This is a genomic window from Pseudomonas sp. DL (genome assembly GCF_047199225.1).
GTDB classification, from domain to species: Bacteria; Pseudomonadota; Gammaproteobacteria; order Pseudomonadales; family Pseudomonadaceae; genus Pseudomonas; species Pseudomonas aeruginosa.
The window spans coordinates 5,703,959-5,721,710 of sequence record NZ_CP178323.1 but is presented as its reverse complement, the minus strand read 5'-3'; the positions used below and the strand labels follow the sequence as shown (position 1 = coordinate 5,721,710).

General features: G+C 67.7%; 15 protein-coding genes. 9 read left to right on the top strand and 6 right to left on the bottom strand.

Annotated elements, in window-relative coordinates; all coding sequences use genetic code 11:
• Positions 1-24: 24 nt before the first annotated feature.
• Positions 25-1,101, top strand: coding sequence for an alanine racemase (alr, locus tag ACI766_RS26765; protein ID WP_003100010.1), 1,077 nt, complete (start codon positions 25-27; stop codon positions 1,099-1,101).
• Position 1,102: 1 nt separating this feature from the next.
• Here the strand turns inward: alr and ACI766_RS26760 are convergent, their stop codons facing one another.
• Entirely contained in the window at positions 1,103-3,004 is a 1,902-nt protein-coding gene (locus ACI766_RS26760) for a diguanylate cyclase (RefSeq protein WP_003112285.1), read from the bottom strand.
• Positions 3,005-3,217: 213 nt separating this feature from the next.
• On the opposite strand from ACI766_RS26760, the gene ACI766_RS26755 reads away from it, so the two are divergent.
• The 5 genes from ACI766_RS26755 (at position 3,218) to ACI766_RS26735 (ending at position 11,140) form a co-directional block, all read left to right on the top strand.
• Positions 3,218-5,461 carry a YgiQ family radical SAM protein gene (locus tag ACI766_RS26755; RefSeq protein ID WP_003100007.1) on the top strand — a complete coding sequence of 748 codons (2,244 nt, stop codon included), beginning with the start codon at positions 3,218-3,220 and terminating at the stop codon, positions 5,459-5,461.
• Positions 5,462-5,722: 261 nt separating this feature from the next.
• Complete coding sequence (locus ACI766_RS26750; RefSeq protein ID WP_003116170.1) at positions 5,723-8,221, top strand: circularly permuted type 2 ATP-grasp protein; 2,499 nt, start codon at positions 5,723-5,725, stop codon at positions 8,219-8,221.
• A complete protein-coding gene (locus ACI766_RS26745) occupies positions 8,221-9,156 on the top strand; it encodes a transglutaminase family protein (RefSeq protein WP_003121150.1) in 936 nt (311 codons plus the stop codon). The genes ACI766_RS26750 and ACI766_RS26745 overlap by 1 nt, the downstream gene beginning before the upstream one ends.
• 250 nt (positions 9,157-9,406) lie before the next feature.
• Positions 9,407-10,258: a mechanosensitive ion channel family protein gene (locus tag ACI766_RS26740; protein WP_003457447.1), complete on the top strand. Its 852-nt coding sequence runs from the start codon at positions 9,407-9,409 to the stop codon at positions 10,256-10,258.
• A 186-nt stretch (positions 10,259-10,444) separates the two neighbouring features.
• Positions 10,445-11,140, top strand: a complete 696-nt coding sequence (locus ACI766_RS26735) for a peptidoglycan DD-metalloendopeptidase family protein (protein ID WP_003112288.1) — start codon at positions 10,445-10,447, stop codon at positions 11,138-11,140.
• 12 nt (positions 11,141-11,152) lie between these two features.
• On the opposite strand, the gene ACI766_RS26730 is transcribed toward ACI766_RS26735, so the two are convergent.
• Positions 11,153-11,740, bottom strand: a complete 588-nt coding sequence (locus ACI766_RS26730; RefSeq protein ID WP_023104783.1) for a TIGR00730 family Rossman fold protein — start codon at positions 11,738-11,740, stop codon at positions 11,153-11,155.
• 275 nt (positions 11,741-12,015) lie between these two features.
• Here ACI766_RS26730 and azu point away from each other — a divergent pair, with 275 nt between their 5' ends.
• The gene (gene azu, locus ACI766_RS26725) at positions 12,016-12,462 is read left to right on the top strand and encodes an azurin (protein WP_003095591.1); all 447 of its coding nucleotides are present in this window, start codon (positions 12,016-12,018) and stop codon (positions 12,460-12,462) included.
• Positions 12,463-12,530: 68 nt separating this feature from the next.
• Here the strand turns inward: azu and choE are convergent, their stop codons facing one another.
• The 4 genes from choE to ACI766_RS26705 all read right to left on the bottom strand — a co-directional run bounded on the left by choE (position 12,531) and on the right by ACI766_RS26705 (position 16,305).
• Entirely contained in the window at positions 12,531-13,454 is a 924-nt protein-coding gene (gene choE, locus ACI766_RS26720) for a cholinesterase ChoE (protein WP_003100000.1), read from the bottom strand.
• A 133-nt stretch (positions 13,455-13,587) separates the two neighbouring features.
• Complete coding sequence (nadE, locus tag ACI766_RS26715; protein ID WP_003099998.1) at positions 13,588-14,415, bottom strand: ammonia-dependent NAD(+) synthetase; 828 nt, start codon at positions 14,413-14,415, stop codon at positions 13,588-13,590.
• A gap of 28 nt (positions 14,416-14,443) precedes the next feature.
• The gene (pncB, locus tag ACI766_RS26710; RefSeq protein WP_003099996.1) at positions 14,444-15,643 is read right to left on the bottom strand and encodes a nicotinate phosphoribosyltransferase; all 1,200 of its coding nucleotides are present in this window, start codon (positions 15,641-15,643) and stop codon (positions 14,444-14,446) included.
• Positions 15,644-15,645: 2 nt separating this feature from the next.
• Complete coding sequence (locus tag ACI766_RS26705) at positions 15,646-16,305, bottom strand: nicotinamidase (RefSeq protein ID WP_003095584.1); 660 nt, start codon at positions 16,303-16,305, stop codon at positions 15,646-15,648.
• A gap of 109 nt (positions 16,306-16,414) precedes the next feature.
• On the opposite strand from ACI766_RS26705, the gene ACI766_RS26700 reads away from it, so the two are divergent.
• Positions 16,415-17,017 carry an adenylyltransferase/cytidyltransferase family protein gene (locus ACI766_RS26700; protein ID WP_003123559.1) on the top strand — a complete coding sequence of 201 codons (603 nt, stop codon included), beginning with the start codon at positions 16,415-16,417 and terminating at the stop codon, positions 17,015-17,017.
• A 14-nt stretch (positions 17,018-17,031) separates the two neighbouring features.
• Positions 17,032-17,727, top strand: coding sequence for an NUDIX domain-containing protein (locus ACI766_RS26695; protein ID WP_003095579.1), 696 nt, complete (start codon positions 17,032-17,034; stop codon positions 17,725-17,727).
• The last annotated feature ends 25 nt before the right edge of the window (positions 17,728-17,752 follow it).

The window sequence follows — 17,752 nt, the reverse complement described above, 5'->3', positions numbered from 1 at the left end:
GTTTCAGTTGCAGGACCCGATGCCATGCGTCCCCTCGTTGCCACCGTCGACCTTTCCGCCATTCGCCACAACTATGCCCTGGCCAAGCGCTGCGCGCCGCAGCGCCAGGCGTTCGCGGTGGTCAAGGCGAACGCCTATGGCCACGGTGCGCGCGAAGTGGTTACCGCGTTGCACGACGATGCCGATGGCTTCGCCGTGGCCTGCCTGGAGGAGGCCGCGGAAGTCCGCGCCTTGCACGCCAGCGCGCGCATCCTGTTGCTGGAAGGCTGCTTCGAGGCGAGCGAATACGCCCTCGCCGGGCAATTGCGCCTGGACCTGGTGATCCAGGGCGCGGAACAGGGCGAGGCGTTCCTCGCCGCCGGCCTGGATATTCCACTCAACGTCTGGCTCAAGCTCGACTCCGGCATGCACCGCCTGGGCTTCGATCCTGCCGCGCTGCGCGCCTGGCATGCGCGCCTGCGCAACCATCCTGGTGTGCGCGAGCTGAACCTGATCAGCCATTTCGCCTGCGCCGACGAACGCAACCATCCGCTCACCGAGCAGCAGCTGGAGAGTTTCCTCGGCCTGCTCGACCTGGATTTCGACCAGCGCAGCCTGGCCAATTCGGCGGCGGTGCTGACTATCCCGGCCGCCCACATGGACTGGCTGCGGCCGGGAATCATGCTCTACGGGTCGACCCCGCTGGCCGACCTGAGCGCCGCCGAACTGGGCCTGAGGCCGGCCATGAGCCTGGGCGCGCAGTTGATTTCACTGCGCGAGGTGGCCGTGGGCGAGAGCGTCGGCTACGGCGCCACCTGGATCGCCGAGCGGCCGGCGCGGATCGGCACGGTCAGTTGCGGCTACGCCGACGGCTATCCGCGTACCGCGCCAGCCGGGACTCCGGTACTGGTCGGGGGACGCCGCGCGACCCTGGCCGGGCGGGTCTCGATGGACATGCTGGCGGTCGACCTCTCCGACCTGCCGGAGGCTCGCGTTGGCGACCCGGTGGAGTTGTGGGGCGCCGGGTTGTCGGTGGACGAGGTCGCCCGTGCCTGCGGCACCCTTGGCTACGAGCTTCTGAGCAAGGTCACGGCTCGGGTTCCGCGACGCTACAGCCACTGATTCAGGAGATACGCTCCGGTGCCAGGGCGGTCGGCCAGGGGAGCGCCGGCGCGGTCTCGCGTTCATCGTCGGCAGCCATCGCATAGCCGGCGCGCCCGGCGCCCTTGACCCGGTACAGCGCCTGGTCGGCGGCCTTGTAGAGTTTGCCGAACTGCAGGGCGTCGCCGGGAAACAGGGCGACGCCGATGCTCGGTGTGATCACCAGCCACTGCTTGGCGAACTCCACCGGTTTCGCCAGTTCTCGCAGCAGGCGTTCGGCGATGTCGCGGGCATGCTGCTCGGCATTCGACCCGCCGACCAGCACGGCGAATTCGTCGCCGCCGAGGCGCGCCACGCAATCCTCGGTGCGCACGCAATGGCGCAGCCGCTGGGCCACGTTCTGCAGGACGAAGTCGCCGGCATCGTGGCCATGGGTATCGTTGATCGGCTTGAAGTGATCCAGGTCGATCAGCAGCAGCGCCATGCTGTTGCCGTGGCGGCGCGCGTCGTCCAGGGCGCTTTCGGCGAACTCCATCAGGTGCCTGCGGTTGCCAAGCCCGGTCAGCGGGTCGTGATGGGCGGCGTACTGCAGTTGCGCTTCGCGCATCTGCAACTGGCGATTGGCCTCGCTCAACTCGTTGGTACGGACTTCCACGGCGCGTGCCAGGTCGCGCTGGGCGCTGTGCAGCAGGGCCAGGCGCGCGTTCTTTTCCTGGTCGGCCTGGTCCAGGGCCAGGGCCCTTTCCTGCTTCAGATCCTGGATGCGCGAGGCGAGCGCCAGGGAGAACAGCAGGGCCTCCAGGGTCAGCGCCAGCGGGAAGACCATGGCGTTGGCCGAGGTCGGCTGGACCAGCGCGGTGGCGCGCATCACGCCAAGGCTGACGCTGCCGAGCACCAGGCCGAAGCCGACCAGGTACAGGCGCGCCGTGGCCGAACCCTGGCGCCAGCGCTGCACTGCCAGGCCGATGGCGATCGGCAGGTTGGCCAGCAGGGTCAGCGCCAGCACGCCGGCCGCCTGCCAGCGCCAGCCGGCGGCGTTGAACGCCAGGCAGGCAAGGAACAGCAGGCAACAGGCGTTCAGCAGGTGATGGGCCCAGCGTGCGTGCTGCCGGCTTTGCAGCAGGTTCTGGCTGAAGCGGATCACGCAGATGCCCCAGATCGCCAGCAGCGCCAGGCGGTCAAGCCACCAGGGCACCGCCCGCTCGGGCCAGAAATACTCGAAACCATGGCCGCTGATGCTCAGGGTCAGCACCAGCGCGCTGGCAGCGGTCAGCACGTACCAGAAATAGGCGCGATCGCGCAGGCTGGTGAAGAGGAACAGGTTGTACAGCAGCAGGGCGAGGATCAGCCCGTAGGCCATGCCGAACAGCAGGTTGCCCTGGCTGCGGTATTCCAGCAGTTCGTCGTGGCTCCAGAGCCTCAGCGGAAAGGCGTTGCCGCCGGGATCGTAGCTGCGCAGGTAGACGCGCAACGGCCCATCGCCGGGAGGGATCCGGAACAGCGGATGACGATAGGCGTGGTCGCGGCCCTCGGCGAAGGGCACCGCTTCGCCGCTGCGATGTTCACGGAACCCGCCGCGCTCGTCGGGGAGGTACAGGCGCAGGTCGTGCAGGCTGGCGCTGGCGACTTCCAGCCACCAGCCGCCGGATACCGCCTCGCGTCTCGGCAGGTCGAGGCGCAGCCACCAGGCGCTGCGGCTGAGGCCGACGCTGGTGCGGCCGGCGGCGGCGACGAAGCGGCCGGCCTGCTCCGCTTGTTCGAGGTCCTCCACCGCCAGGTTGCCATCGGGGTCTTCGAGCAGGTCCAGCGAGCCGTTCAACCAGGCGCCGCTGGCCGGAGGCGCCGGAAACTCCGGCGCGGCGCGCGAAACGGCGCTGGCCAGTAGCAGGAAGATGACCGCGAGCAGGGCAAGAGGATGGCGCACGATGACTCTCCCGGGGGCCTGCCTTAGAGGCCGGGTGAGATGACGATGAATGGAGTATAGAAACAAGATGGCTAAATGATGGCATTTTTTCGAAGCCGGCCGACGACAGGCAATACCCAGTGAAAACGTCGGAATTGCTCATTTTTTGTGCTATATTCCGCGCCCCGCGTTTTCGCGACCCCCCATTCCTAGAGATACCCCCTGGTGCCCGTGATGCAAGCCGCCAAGCCGCTGTTCGACTATCCCAAGTACTGGGCCGAGTGTTTCGGTCCGGCGCCCTTCCTGCCTATGAGTAGAGAAGAGATGGATCAGCTCGGCTGGGACTCCTGCGACATCATCATCGTCACCGGCGATGCCTACGTCGACCACCCGTCCTTCGGCATGGCCATCATCGGCCGCCTGCTGGAGGCCCAGGGGTTCCGCGTCGGCATCATCGCCCAGCCGGACTGGCAGTCGAAGGACGACTTCATGAAGCTCGGCGAGCCGAACCTGTTCTTCGGCGTGGCGGCCGGCAACATGGACTCGATGATCAACCGCTACACCGCGGACAAGAAGGTCCGTTCCGACGACGCCTACACCCCCGGCGGCCTGGCCGGCAAGCGCCCGGACCGCGCCAGCCTGGTCTACAGCCAGCGCTGCAAGGAGGCCTACAGCCATGTGCCGGTGATCCTCGGCGGGATCGAGGCCTCGTTGCGGCGCATCGCCCATTACGACTACTGGCAGGACAAGGTCCGCCGCTCGATCCTGATGGACGCCACGGCCGACATCCTGCTCTACGGCAACGCCGAGCGTGCGGTGGTGGAAATCGCCCAGCGCCTGGCCCAGGGCGAACTGGTGAGCGCGATCACCGACGTGCGCGGCACCGCCTTCGTCCGTCGCGACACCCCGGAGGGCTGGTTCGAGATCGATTCCACGCGGATCGACCGGCCGGGCAAGATCGACAAGATCATCAATCCCTACGTGAACACCCAGGACACCGCCGCCTGCGCCATCGAGCAGGAAAAGGGCGCGCAGGAGGACCCGCAGGAAGCCAAGGTCGTGCAGTTGCTGGCGAACCCCAGGCTGACCCGGGAGAAGACCGTGATCCGCCTGCCGTCTTTCGAGAAGGTGCGCAACGACCCGGTGCTCTATGCCCACGCCAACCGCGTGCTGCACCTGGAGACCAACCCGGGCAACGCCCGTGCCCTGGTGCAGAAGCACGGCGAAGTGGATGTCTGGTTCAACCCGCCGCCCATTCCGATGAGCACCGAGGAAATGGACTACGTGTTCGGCATGCCCTATGCCCGCGTGCCGCACCCGGCCTACGGCAAGGCGAAGATTCCCGCCTACGAGATGATCCGCTTCTCGGTGAACATCATGCGTGGCTGCTTCGGCGGCTGCACCTTCTGCTCGATCACCGAGCATGAGGGACGGATCATCCAGAACCGCTCGCACGACTCGATCATCCGCGAGATCGAGGAGATGCGCGACAAGGTGCCCGGCTTCACCGGCGTGGTCTCCGACCTTGGCGGACCGACGGCGAACATGTACCGCATCGCCTGCAAGAGCCCGGACATCGAGCGGCACTGCCGCAAGCCATCCTGCGTGTTCCCCGGCATCTGCGAGAACCTCGATACCGACCACAGCTCGCTGATCGAGCTGTACCGCAAGGCCCGGGCGCTGCCGGGGGTGAAGAAGATCCTGATCGCCTCCGGCCTGCGCTACGACCTCGCCGTCGAGTCGCCCGAGTACGTCAAGGAACTGGTGACCCACCACGTCGGCGGCTACCTGAAGATCGCCCCGGAGCACACCGAGCGCGGTCCGCTGGACAAGATGATGAAGCCGGGGATCGGCACCTACGACCGCTTCAAGCAGATGTTCGAGAAGTTCTCGAAGGAAGCCGGCAAGGAGCAGTACCTGATCCCGTACTTCATCGCCGCCCATCCCGGGACCACCGACGAAGACATGATGAACCTGGCCCTGTGGCTCAAGCGCAACGGCTTCCGCGCCGACCAGGTCCAGGCGTTCTATCCTTCGCCGATGGCCACTGCCACCGCGATGTATCACTCGGGCAAGAACCCGCTGCGCAAGGTCACCTACAAGAGCGATGGCGTGACCATCGTCAAGAGCGACCAGCAGCGGCGCCTGCACAAGGCCTTCCTGCGCTACCACGACCCGAAAGGCTGGCCGCTGCTGCGCGAGGCGCTGGAGCGGATGGGGCGCGCCGACCTGATCGGCAATGGCAAGCACCACCTGGTCCCGACCTACCAGCCGGATACCGGCGAATACCAGAGCGCCCGGCGGAAGAACTCGACGCCGGCCGGCAGCAAGAAGGCCGGCAAGCTGCTGACCCAGCATACCGGCCTGCCGCCACGCGCCAGCGACGGCGGCAAGCCGTGGAGCAAGGGCCAGCAGAACAAGGCGACGGCCTTCGCCAAGGGCAAGAAGAAGTCGCGCCAGCCGAACATCCCGCGCTGATCGCCGGGGCGGCCCTGCCGCCCGCAAAGCGTGCGCGGCTGCAACCTTGCCTGCGGTCGCGCACCGTCGCAGTGCATTGCCGCGGCACGACCTCCTGGCCGCCCGGGCCTGACGGCGCTGGCACAAGTCTTGCGCTTCCGGGGCATCCCGGTCTTCACGAAGAACCGTCGTGGCGGACCCGGCAACGCCTCGTCGCTTCGCTCCGGCGTCGCGCCGCCGACTCCGCTACAGTGACCGCAACCCCAGCCCCGCGAGCCTTCGATGCCCGAGCTGCTTGCCCACTATCCGTTCACCGATACGGCCTACCACGAGTTGCTCGATCGCCAGGGCGGCGTGCGTCCCCATTGGCAGCGGCTGTTCCGCCAACTGGAGCGCAGCAGCCCTGAGCAATTGCGCCAGCGCCAGGCCCTGGTGGAACGGCAGATCCAGGAGAACGGCGTCACCTACAACGTTTACGCCGATCCCAAGGGCACCGACCGCCCCTGGGCGCTGGACCTTCTGCCGAACCTGCTGTCCGCCGCCGAGTGGCAGCCGATCGCCGCTGGTGTGGCGCAGCGTGCTCGGCTGCTCAATGCGCTGCTGGCCGACCTGTACGGGGACCAGCGTCTGCTCGCCGAAGGGCTGCTGCCCAGCGAACTGGTCTTCGGCCATCCGAACTTCCTCTGGCCGGCGCTCGGCATCCGGCCGCCCGGCGGGATTTTCCTGCACAGCTATGCCGTGGACCTGGCGCGCGATGCCGACGGACGCTGGCAGGTCCTTGCCGACCGCACCCAGGCTCCGTCCGGCGCGGGCTATGCGCTGGAGAACCGGCAGATCGTCTCGCGGGCCTTGCCGGAACTCTATCGCGACCTGCGCGTGCAGCATCTCGCCGGGTATTTCCGCACCCTGCAGGAGACCCTCGCCAGCCAGGCCGCCGGCGACGGCGAGACGCCGCTGGTGGTGCTGCTGACTCCCGGACGTTTCAACGAAACCTACTTCGAGCATCTCTACCTGGCGCGCCAGCTCGGTTTTCCGCTGGTCGAGGGGCACGACCTGACGGTGCGCGACGCCACCCTCTATCTCAAGACCCTCGGCGGCCTGAAACGGGTGCACGCGGTATTGCGGCGCCTCGATGACGATTTCTGCGACCCACTGGAATTACGTACCGACTCGGCGCTGGGCATTCCCGGCCTGCTCGAGGCGGTACGCCAGGGACGCGTGCTGGTGGCCAACGCACTGGGCAGCGGAGTGCTGGAGTCGCCCGGCCTGCTCGGCTTCCTGCCGCAGGCCTGTCGCCGCCTGCTTGGCGAGGAACTGGCGCTGCCCTCGCTCGACACCCGCTGGTGCGGCGAGCCGCAAGCCCTCGAGGCGATACTCGCGGCACTGCCCGACCTGGTGATCAAGCCGGCCTTTCCCGGCCAGCGCTGCGAACCTCTGTTCGGCCACGCCCTCGACAGTGCCGGCCTGGCATCCCTCGGCGAGCGCTTGCGCGAGCGCCCGCAGGCCTACGTGGCGCAACGCCTGGCGCAGTTGTCCCAGGCACCGGTCTGGCGCGACGGCAAGGCCGGCGTCGGCCTGCAGTCGCGGGCCATCGGCATGCGCGTATTCGCCGTCGCCGCCAGCGACGGCCGCTACTGGGTGATGCCCGGCGGCCTGACCCGCGTAGCCTCGGCGGCGGACGCCGAAGTGGTGTCGATGCAGCGCGGCGGGGCGAGCAAGGACACCTGGGTGCTGGCCGAGCGAGCAGTCGGCGGCGAGCCGTTGCGACCGCGCCGGCTCGGCGTGCGCGACCTGGTCCGCGAAGACCCCTACCTGCCGTCGCGGGTGGTGGAGAACCTGTTCTGGTACGGCCGCTATGCCGAGCGTTGCGACGACCATGCGCGCCTGTTGCGGGTGGTGCTGTCGCGCTACGTGGATGCCGATGGCGACGAAGAGGCGTTGCGCAGCGCCCTGGCCCTGGCCGGCGGCATCGGCCTGCTGCCCGGGGATGGCGAGCCGTTGGAAAGGTGCCTGTTGCGGGCGTTGCTCGACGAGCACTGGCCGGCGAGCCTGTGCGCCAACCTGCGGCGCCTGCACTGGGCGGCGGCGCAGGTGCGCGGGCGCTTGTCCGGGGAGAACTGGCTGGCCTTGCTGGAGCTGCAACGCGACATGCAGGCGCTCGATCCGGCACGCACCGACCTCGGCGAAGCGCTGGACTTCCTCAACCGGCTAGTGATGTCCCTGGCCGCGTTGTCCGGTTTCGCCCTCGACGACATGACCCGCGACGACGGCTGGCGTTTCCTGATGATCGGCCGGCGCATCGAGCGCGTGCGCTTCTTCGCCGAGAGCATCGCCGCCTTCCTCGACGGCGGTAGCGCCTGGGACGCCGGCGCGCTGGAGTGGCTGCTGGAGCTGGGTAACAGCGGCATCACCTACCGCTCGCGCTACCTGGCGTCGCCGCAGCTGGTCCCGGTGCTCGACCTGCTCCTGTTGCACGAGCAGAACCCGCACTCGCTGCGCTTCCAGTTGCAGGCCCTGGAGCGTTCGCTGGAGCGCCTGCACGAGGAGTTCGGCGCGCCACGCGAGCGGGAACTCAGGACCCTGGGCGAACGCCTGCGCAGCTTCGATCTGGCGGCCCTGGAAAGCCCGCTGTTCGGCGCGGCAGGACTCGACGAGGTGCTCGTCGGGCTGGCGCGACTGCTGCGCGACATCGCCGCCTGCGCCGGACAGGTCTCCGATCGGCTAGGCTTGCGCTATTTCGCCCATGTCGACGATGTCAGCCAGAGAACGGTATCCACCTGATGTCCGCACCCGCGCTTCGCTCCGTTCCGCTCCAGGGCGCCCGCTACCAGGTGCTGCACGACACCCATTACCGCTATGCGACGCCGGTCTCGCTGTCGCGGCAACTGGCGCATCTCTGGCCACGCGAATGCGCCTGGCAGGCCTGTCATGAGCGGGCACTGTTGATCGAGCCGGGGCCGAGCCGGCGCGAGGATGGCCACGACGCATTCGGCAATCCGCTGAGCCGGCTGGCCTTCGAGCGTCCTCACGAGGCGCTGCGGGTCAGTGCGCGACTGCAGGTCGAAGTGTTCGCCCATGCGCCGGCGCAACTGACCGCGTCGCCGGCATGGGAAACCGTCGCCGCCGGGCTGGCATTTTCCGGGCGGGCGCTGTCCGCCGCCGAGCTGGAAGCCTGCCGCTATCGCGTCGAGTCGCCCTATGTGCGCATCCAGCGGCGATTCGCCGAGTTCGCCGCCGACTGCTTCCCGCCCGGACGGCCGTTGCTGGTGGCGGCGGCGGCACTGATGGAGAAGATCTTCCGCGAGTTCGCCTTCGATGCGCAGGCCACCCAGGTGGCGACGCCGCTGGACGAAGTGCTGGAGCGCCGTCGCGGGGTCTGCCAGGACTTCGCCCACCTGATGCTCGCCTGCCTGCGCGCGCGCGGACTGGCGGCGCGCTACGTCAGCGGCTACCTGCTGACCCGCCCGCCGCCCGGACAGGCGCGACTGATCGGTGCCGACGCCTCGCATGCCTGGGTCTCGCTGTATTGCCCGGAGAACGGCTGGGTGGATTTCGACCCGACCAACGACCTGTTGCCCGACCTGGAGCACATCACCCTGGCCTGGGGGCGGGATTTTTCCGATGTGTCGCCGCTGCGCGGGGTGATCCTCGGCGGCGGTAGCCATGACCCGGAGGTGCGGGTGACGGTGCTGCCGCTACGGGAAACTGCCGGCTGATCAAAAAGTGATCGGTTCCGCGGAGGCCCTGCCGCCCGGGACTCCCGGACCTTTTCACTCAGGTTGTCCACAGCCTCGCCCACGCCGTTTGGGGACAACGAAGCGGTGCTCCGGCAAATTCGCGGCGCCGTGCTAGCTTTTCCAGAATCCGCTACGGACGTTGTCGGGCCAAGGGCCGGAGCCTGCCTTTCCGGTGCCAGGGGCGGTTCTCGTACGGAGCCAGACTCCTTCCTTGCGCACGGTGAGCGATATGGATGACACGACGATCGTCAACGTAGGTACCGAGAAGATCAACGCGCTCTGGGCGACGGTGTCCCAGTACGCCTTCGCCTTCGGCATCAAGATTCTCGCGGCCATCGCCTTCTGGGTGATCGGTCGTTGGCTGATCGGCTTCGCCGTCGGCATGGTGCAGAAATCCCTCGAGCGGCAAAAGGTCGATCCCACCGTGCTGCGCTACGTGGGTTCGTTCATCACGGTGACCCTGAACGTGCTGCTGGTGGTGGGCATCCTCGGTTTCTTCGGCATCCAGACCACCAGCCTGGCGGCGCTGATCGCGGCGGTCGGCCTGGCCATCGGCATGGCCTGGTCGGGATTGCTGGCGAACCTGGCGGCCGGCGGCTTCATCATCGTCCTGCGGCCGTTCAAGGTCGGCGACTTCATCTGCGCCGGCGGAGTGACCGGCACGGTCAAGGAGATCGGCCTGTTCACCACGGCGATCAACACTCCGGACAACGTGCTGACCATGGTCGGCAACAACAAGATATTCGGCGACAACATCCAGAACTTCACCCACAACCCGTTCCGCCGGGTCGAGTTGAAGGCGCAGCTTTCCGGTGCCGCCGACTACCAGGCGGCCATCGCCCTGCTCAGGCAGCGCGTCGCGGCGATTCCCAACGTGCTCGGCGAGCCGCCGGTGGACGTGGAAATCCTCGAGTTCAACCTGGTCGGGCCGGTGCTGGCGGTGCGCCCGTATTGCCACAACGACCATTACTGGCAGGTCTATTTCGATACCAACAAGGTGATCAAGGACGCCCTCGGCGCCGACTTCCCGGCACCGATGCCGGCGCAGACGGTGATCGTGCAGCAGTCCGCCGGCGCCTGACGTTTCCCGCTCGGCACCGACGCCCCGCCCTGCGGGGCGTTGGCGTTTGTGCGCGGACCGGGTGGCGGGCCGCGCGGAGAAAACGGGCCATCGGCGAGTCCAACGGGCACCCCGGCGAACAAGGTATAGTGCGGGCCTGCAACCGTCGCCGCAGCCGGCCGGGTTTCATCGGGAAAAGGATTCCGTGTGTTCTTCAGATTGCTCTTGATCGCCGTCCTGCTGGCGGTATCCGCGTGCAGCTCCAAGGCTCCCGGCCCGGGGGCGTCGGTGCCGAAGGTCGTGCGCGGCGAGTATCGCGTCAAGCGCGGCGACACCCTCTATTCGATCGCCACCCGGCACGGCTGGAACTACAAGGACCTGGCGCGCGCCAACGGCATCCGCCCGCCCTACGCGGTCAAGGTCGGCCAGGTGGTGCGCTTCGACGGGCGCAAGTCGACCTACGTCGCCAGTAGCCGCTCTTCGTCTAACACCCGTGCGCGCAAGCCGCCGCCTCCGCCGCCGTCGGTGACCCTGCGCGGCTGGCAGTGGCCGATGAAGGGGCCGGTGATCCGCCGCTTCTCAAGTTCCGACAAGCTCAACAAGGGCATCCGCATCGCCGGCACCCTGGGCCAGCCGGTGCAGGCCTCGCTGGCCGGCAAGGTGGTGTTCGCGGTGAACAACATGCGTGGCTACGGCAACCTGGTGATCATCCAGCACGGTACCTCGTACACCAGCACCTACGCGCACAACAGCCGCTTGCTGGTGAAGGAGGGGCAGATGGTCGGCAAGGGCCAGAAGATCGCCGAGGCCGGTTCCTCGGATGCCGACCGGGTGCAGCTGTACTTCGAGATCCGCCAGAACGGCCGGCCGCTCGACCCGCTGAGCCTGCTGCCGCCGTCCTGAGAGAGGAGCGGATCACTGCGGGGTGCGGTCGACCCACTTCGGCGCCACGCTCGGCGTCCAGGCGGCGAGGGCATCGAGCAGCGCCTCCGGGCTGGCGCCGCGCTGCAGCATGCCGCGGTGTTCGGCGCGGACGAAACGTTCGTCGACCAGGTGGTCGAGGAAAGTCAGCAGCGGGTCGTAGAAACCGTTCACTTCGAGCAGGCCCAGCGGCTTGGCGTGGTAGCCCAGTTGGCCCCAGGTCCAGACCTCGAACAGCTCTTCCAGGGTGCCGAGCCCGCCAGGCAGGGCGATGAAGGCGTCGGCCAGTTCGGCCATGCGTGCCTTGCGCGCGTGCATGCCGTCTACCACTTCCAGGCGGGTCAGGCCCTTGTGGCCGATCTCGGCCTCCTGCAGGCTCTGCGGGATGATCCCGATCACTTCGCTGCCGGCGGCCAATGCGGCGTCCGCCACGGTGCCCATCAGACCGACCGCGCCGCCACCGTAGACCAGGGTCAGGCCGCGCTCGGCCAGGTGCCGGCCGAGGGCCACGGCGGCTTCCTGGTAGACCGGGGAAGCGCCGGGGCTGGCGCCACAGAATACGCAGACGGAACGCAAGGTCATGATCGACTCCTGTCGGGGGTGGAAAAAGGCGCACAGGGTAGCGGCTGGGAGCGCTTCGACCAAGCCGTGCGAAGCGTTGCCGGACGTTGCGTCGCAGGCGCGAAGCGGCACATCTGTGCTAAAACAGGAGTTCCCCGTAGTAAACGCCGGGCAGATCCCGCTCGATGCCCCGCCACGTCCGGTTCGGGTTTGACCTGAATCAGTGGAACTCGGTGCCCGATCGGGCAGTCTGCTCTTTCAGGATTCATCGCCCAACCTGCCTAGGAGGCTGCTCCATGCTACGTAAACTCGCTGCGGTATCCCTGCTGTCCCTGCTCAGTGCGCCGCTGCTGGCTGCCGAGTGCTCGGTGGACATCCAGGGTAACGACCAGATGCAGTTCAACACCAATGCCATCACCGTCGACAAGAGCTGCAAGCAGTTCACCGTCAACCTGTCCCACCCCGGCAACCTGCCGAAGAACGTCATGGGCCACAACTGGGTACTGAGCACCGCCGCCGACATGCAGGGCGTGGTCACCGACGGCATGGCTTCCGGCCTGGACAAGGATTACCTGAAGCCCGACGACAGCCGCGTCATCGCCCACACCAAGCTGATCGGCTCGGGCGAGAAGGACTCGGTGACCTTCGACGTCTCCAAGCTGAAGGAAGGCGAGCAGTACATGTTCTTCTGCACCTTCCCGGGCCACTCCGCGCTGATGAAGGGCACCCTGACCCTGAAGTGATGCGCGAGCGATCCGCTGCATGAAAAAGCCCGGCCGCTGCCGGGCTTTTTCATGGGCGCGCGCCGGGCTCAGCGCGCGTAGCGTGCCGCCATCGCCTCGCCGGCCAGTTGGTGCACGCGCCGGGTCGGATGCCACTCGTCCCAGAAGTAGTACTGGTCCGGGTTGGCGCAGGCCGGGCGGACGCTGGGCTGGGTCGGCTGGCAGGGCGCGTCCAGCTCCACCAGGCCATAGCGCGCCGGGTTGCGCCGCAAGTGGCGGCTGAAGGTGAGATGGTCGAACCAGCTCAGCTCCAGGCCGCGGGTCTTGCGCAGGGCGGCGAGCTGGATCGGCAGGCTGGCGTTGACTGCCTGCAGGTAGCGCTGCGCCCGCTCGACCCGGTTACCGGCGACCACCGCCGGGACCACGCTCAGGTCGGTCGAACTGACCACCAGGAAGCGTCGTGCGCCGGCCTCTCCGAGACGCTGCACCGCGGCGCGGATGTTCGCCACGCTGCTGCCGGCCAGTTGTTCCAGGGGCTGCTCGCCGGCGAAATCCTCGTGCTCGAAGAAATCGTTGGCGGAGACGAAGATGAAGTGCAGCGCCTGGCCATCGACCGGCTTGCCGTCCAGCGTGGCGAGGTAGGCGTCGACCTGGCCGGCGAGGCCGGTATGGCGGTAGGCGCTCATCCAGCCGTAGTAGTTGTCCGCTCCGCTCTTGGCGCCGCCCACCGCATGGTCGGCCAGTTGCGCACCAAGCTGGCGGGCGAGCACCTCGACGGCGGTCGGGCCGTTGCTCCAGCGGCCCTGCCAGTAGACTTCGCCGGGCAATGCCTGGGCGCCGGCGATGCCCTTGGCGAGCATCTCGCGGGTCAGTCGCTGGCTTTCGCCGTTGTCCGAATAGCTGTCGCCGAAGGCGTGGATCTGCCGTACCGGCGCGAGCAGCGGGGATGTGTGTCCGCAGGCCTGGCCGGCCAGCAGGACACCGAGGAGCAGGGCGGGGAGACGGGTGCGCATGGCTGGCCTTCGCAGGGATACAGCTTCCTTCTAGCGCGCCGCCGCGCGGACTTGAAGACCTGGTTGCGACAGGCACATTCCCGCCCGCGACAAAGGCCCGTCGACGACGGGCCTGCCGCACGGACCGGGAGGCTCAGGGCGCCTTCGGCAGTTCGCGCTTGTGCTGGGTCTTGTGGTAGGTGTCGACGATCACCCGCGCAGCTTCCTCGCGCAGCGGCTGGCCGTGCAGGAAGGCGTCGATCTCGGCATAGGTGACGCCGTGGGAAGCCTCGTCCGGATGGCCGGGGCGCAGGTCCTCGAGGTCGGCGGTGGGGATCTTCTCCACCAGGTTCTCCGGAGCGCCGAGGGCGCGGGCGAGGGCGCGCACCTGATGCTTGGCCAGGCCGCTGAGCGGAGCCAGGTCGCAGGCGCCATCGCCGAACTTGGTGAAGAACCCCATGACCGCCTCGGCGGCATGGTCGGTGCCGATCACCAGGCCGCCGCGGGCGCCGGCGATGGCGTACTGGGCGACCATGCGGATGCGCGCCTTGATATTGCCGATGACGAAGTCGCTCTTCGCCGGCTCGAGTCCTTCCAGGGCTTCCAGCTGTTCCGCCAGGGCTTTCACCGACGGACCGATGTTGACGGTCTGCTCTTCGTCGGCGCGGATGGTCGCCAGCGAGGCCTGGGCATCGGCCTCGTCCTGCTGCACCTGGTAGGGCAGGCGCACGGCGATGAAGCGGTAGGCCTGGTCGCCGGTCTGCTCGCGCAGTTGCTCGACGGCGCGCTGGGCCAGCAGGCCGGCGGTGAGCGAGTCGACGCCGCCGCTGATCCCCAGCACCAGGGTCTTCAGCCCGGAATCCTTCAGGCACTGCTGGATGAAGGCGATGCGCCGGGCGATCTGCGCCTGCACGTCGGCCTCCGACTGGAACGGCGGCTGGACCTGCAGGGCTTGGGCGATGTCGCGTTGGATCTGTTGCATGTTCGGGCTCCCGTTAGGTGCGAAAGGATTAGGCCGGCACGTTGAAGACGTGGCGGAGGTAGGCGACGAAGTTCTCGTCGCGGCATTGGGTCTTGCCCGGGGCGTCGGATATCTTCGCCACCGGATGGCCGTTGCAGGCCGTCATCTTCAGGACGATGTTCATCGGCTCGACCCCCGGGATGTCGCAGGTCAGGTTGGTGCCGATGCCGAAGCTGACGTTGATCTTGCCACGTAGCGCGCGGAACAGCTGCAACGCCTTGGGCATGTCCAGCCCGTCGGAGAACACCAGGGTCTTGCTCAGCGGGTCGATACCCAGGCGGCGGTAGTGGGCGATGGCTTTCTCCGCCCAGGCCAGCGGGTCGCCCGAATCGTGGCGCAGGCCGTCGAAGAGCTTGGCGAAGTACAGGTCGAAGTCGTCGAGGAAGGCATCCATGGTAATGCAGTCGGTCAGGGCTATGCCGAGCTGTCCGCGGTACTCGCGGACCCAGCAGTCCAGCGCCGCTTGCTGGCTGTCGACCAGCCGCGGGCCGAGTTGCTGATGGGCCATCAGCCATTCGTGGGCCATGGTGCCGATCGGCTTGAGGTCGTACTCGCGGGCCAGGTGCACGTTGCTGGTGCCGACGAAGCGCCCGGGGAAGTCGCGCTTGAGGATATGCACCACTTCCTCCTGGGTGCGGTAGGAGAAGCGCCGGCGGGTGCCGAAGTCGGCGACCTGGAATTCCGCGAGTTCCTCGCTGCTGGCCTGGGCGGAGAGCCAGTCGAGCTTGCGATAGAGCTGCTCGCCGACCTGTTCCAGGACCACCTCGCGGTAGCGATAACGGTTGCGCACCTCGCTGACGATGGCCAGCAGCGGCACCTCGAAGAGGATCACGTGCAGCCATGGGCCGCGCAGGCGGATTGCCAGTTGGCCATCCTCGATGCCGGTGTGCACGTAGCGCAGGTTGAAGCGGAACAGGCTGAGGAAGCGGATGAAGTCCGGCTTCATGAACGGGATGCGTTCGAGGAAGGCGAGCTGGTCGGCGGTTACCTCGACTTCGGCGAGGCGCTCGATCTGGTAGCGGATCTCCGCCAGGTACGGACGCAGGTCCTCGGCGTTGCGGCAGCGGAATTCCCACTCCACTTCGGCGTTGGGGTAGTTGTGCAGCACCGCCTGCATCATGGTCAGCTTGTAGAAATCGGTATCGAGCAGGTTCTGCACGATGCGCTCGGCAAAGACGCTTTCGGCCATGTTCACTTCTCCTTGTCGGCGCCGGCGAGGGCGCTATCCAGTCGTTCCAGGTCGGCGCAGAGGATCACCCCGGCGTCGCGCATCTCGTCGCAGGCCCGCTGCGCGGTGTCCTCGGCGATGGCCCGGCAGGCGGGCAGGTAGAGCAGCACCTCGAAACCGGCGCGGCGCAGTTGCAGGGCGGTGTTCTTCACGCAGTAGTCCAGCGCCAGGCCACCCACCAGCACATGGCTCACGCCATTCTGCCTCAGGTATTCGATGACCCCGGTGCTGCGGCGTTCCGCCAGATCGTGGTAGCAGGCGCCGTAGGGATGCAGGTCCGGCTCCACGCCCTTCCAGACGAAGAAGTCGTAGTCGATCGGCCGCGGCAGTTCGTCGAGCAGCTCGAAACCCGGCGTACCCGGTACGCAGTGGCTCACCCAGGTCAGGTCGGCATCCGGATAGGCCAGCGGCCGCAGCATCTGCTCGGCGCTTTCCACTACCCAGGCAGCCTTCGGGCTGTGCGCGTCCTTGCTGCCCAGGCGCAGCGCGGCGCGGCTGGCCAGTTGGTTGAGGGCGGCGCCGATGGCGTCGCCGCCGGGCACCGGCAGTTCGTCCGGGCACAGCGGGGTGAAGCCTTTCTGGGCGTCGACATCGAAGCTGGCGATCTTGCTGGGACGATTCATGGAAGCCTCCGCTTGACGGGTTGGGGCTGAATGTGGGTACATAATTCATCACGTGAAATAAGTCGTCAAGCACTTGTACTACAAAATTTCGCAGTGGAAGGTATTTTCTATGCGTGATGAAATAAGTTCCCGGATTCGCCGACTGCCTGCCGGGATGAGCGGCGGACGCGCCCCCGACTTCGCCCTCGCGGTCTACGGTGGGGCGTTCGACCCGCCGCACCCCGGCCATGAGTCGGTGATCCGCCGGGCGCTGCTTTGCGCCGAACGGGTCGCCCTGGTGCCGAGCCACCGCCACGCCTTCGGCAAGCGCATGGGCGATTTCGAGCTGCGCTGCCGCTGGCTGGCGCGGCTGGCTCGGCGGATCGATCCGCGGCGGGTGTATTGCGAACCGATCGAAGCAGGATTGATGCCTGATCGTCCGGCGGTCTACAGCATCGACCTGCTGGAAGCGCTGGCCGCGCGTAGCGGCCTGGCGTCACCGCGGATCGCCCTGCTGATCGGCGCCGACAACGAGGCGGAGCTGCCGCGCTTCGAACGCGCCGCCGAATTGTGCTGGCGCTTCGGCCGGCTGGTGGCGGAGGAGCGGCTGCCGCTGCACAGCTCGATGATCCGCCAGCGCCTGCGTGAAGGGCTGGCGGTACCGGAGGCCTGGTGCCTGCCGGAAGTGAAGGACGAACTGCACTGCTATGGCGGCGAACGCCAGGCGGGCTGAAGAGAGGAGTGACGATGAGTTCAGCGGAAGTATTGGCCAGCGTGGATATCGTGGCGTTGCGCCTGAACCCCGGGCACGGACTGGAGCTGTTGCTGATCCGCCGCGCCCAGGCGCCTTTCGCCGGCCAGTGGGCCTTGCCCGGCGTGCTGGTCAACGGCCGCAGCGCCGACCACAGCCTCGACGACGCGGCGGTGCGCGCCCTGCGCGACAAGGCGCGGCTGGAGCCGGCCTACATCGAGCAGGTGGCCACGGTCGGCAACGCGGTACGCGACCCGCGCGGCTGGTCGCTGAGCGTGTTCTACCTGGTGCTGGTCGGTCCGGACACCCGGGTGGAGGACGACGACCTCGACTTCGTGCCGCTGCGCGACGTTCGCAGCGAGCGCTTCGCCCTGCCGTTCGACCACGCCCAACTGGTACAGCAGGCCTGCGAGCGCCTGGCGAGCAAGTCGGTGTACAGCGCCCTGCCGCTGTTCCTGCTGGCGCCGCGCTTCACCGTGGCCGAGGCGCTGAAGGCCTTCGAGTGCGCCATCGGCCAGGAAGTCCAGCATTCCAGCCTGCGCGGGCGCCTGGAGCGGATGAAGGAGGCTGGCTGGGTCGAGGACACCGGCGAACGCCAGCGTCCGCCCATGGGGCGCCCGCAACACGTCCTGCATTTCACCCCGAAGCCGGGCGGCGCCTTCGTTTTCGACCGCAGCCTGCTGGCGTCCTGACAAACGGGTGCGGCAGGGCCGGTGA